Source organism: Pseudonocardia ammonioxydans (genome assembly GCF_900115005.1).
GTDB classification, from domain to species: domain Bacteria; phylum Actinomycetota; class Actinomycetes; order Mycobacteriales; family Pseudonocardiaceae; genus Pseudonocardia; species Pseudonocardia ammonioxydans.
Map to the genome: position 1 here is coordinate 1 of NZ_FOUY01000159.1, position 1245 is coordinate 1245.

Consider the following 1245-nt stretch of genomic DNA (forward strand, 5'->3'; position numbering starts at 1 on the left):
CTAGTAGCGTGTCGCCGCTAAATCAGGCTCTATGTGGTGTACGAGTTCTCGCAGTTCACTCCTGCTGCTGAGAGGATGCCCTCACGATGCCTCGCGCAAAGGTGTTCACGATCGGGTTGTCGGCTGCCGATCGTGAGTTCCTGGTCAAGCTGACCACCTCCGGGATTCATCCGGCACGGATGATCATGCGGGCGCGGGTGCTGCTGGAGTCGGACGAGAACGCCGGACCGGTGGCCGATCGGGCCGTGATCGCGGATCGGGTCGGAACGTCGGAGAACACCGTGCGGGCGGTGGCGAAACGGTTCACCGAGACCGGCGGTGACGTGCTGGCCACGATCGGCCGTAAACCGCGCGCGACACCGCCGATCGCGCCGATCGTGACCGGCGAGGTCGAGGCCCGCTTGATCGCGCTGGCCTGCTCGACCCCACCGCAGGGCTATACACGCTGGTCGCTGCGCCTGCTCGAGCGTCAGGTCGCACTGGTCGCCGACCTGCCCGATCTGGATCACTCCACCATCGGCCGGGTGTTAAAAAAACGAAACTGCGTCCTCATCTGAAGAAGTGCTGGACCATCCCACCTCGCGCCAACGCCGAGTTCGCCGCCCGAATGGAAGACGTCCTGGCCGTCTACGCCCGCCCCCGCGATCCCCGCCGCCCGGTGGTGTGCATGGACGAGAAGCCCTACCAGCTGCTGGGACAAGTCCGCGAGCCGATACCCGCCGAGCCCGGCCACGACCGGAAAGAAGACAGCGAGTACGTCCGCAACGGCACCTGCTCGATCTTCGCTTGGGTCGAACCCCTACGCGGCTGGCGCCGCGTCGACGCTCAACCCCGCCGAACCAAGATCGACTGGGCTCATCAGGTCGATCACCTACTCACCCACGACTACCCCGACGCCGACACCGTCGTGCTGGTGATGGATAACCTCAACACCCACGGTGTCGGCTCCCTCTACGAGGCGTTCCCGCCCGACAAGGCCTTCGCACTCGCGCAGCGGCTCGAGATCCACCACACGCCCCGACACGGCTCCTGGCTCAACATCGCCGAGATCGAACTCTCGACCCTGACTCGCCAGTGCCTCGACCGGCGCATCACCGACATCGACACCCTCAACACCGAACTCGCCGCCTGGCAACACGCCACCAACACCGATCAGAGGCAGGTTCACTGGCAGTTCACCACCGCCGACGCTCGCGTCAAACTCCGCCACCTATACCCAAATAATTAGCTGCGACGGTCTACTAG

Annotated in this window: 2 protein-coding genes; both read left to right on the forward strand. The window is 64.8% G+C overall.

The genetic code is table 11. The features are described from left to right. Positions 1 to 86 precede the first annotated feature (86 nt). On the forward strand, positions 87 to 557 hold the full coding sequence (locus BM093_RS36890) for a helix-turn-helix domain-containing protein (protein ID WP_093357758.1): 471 nt from the start codon (positions 87 to 89) through the stop codon (positions 555 to 557). A 14-nt stretch (positions 558 to 571) separates the two neighbouring features. Further along, on the forward strand, positions 572 to 1228 hold the full coding sequence (locus BM093_RS36895; protein ID WP_245774005.1) for an IS630 family transposase: 657 nt from the start codon (positions 572 to 574) through the stop codon (positions 1226 to 1228). Positions 1229 to 1245 lie beyond the last annotated feature (17 nt).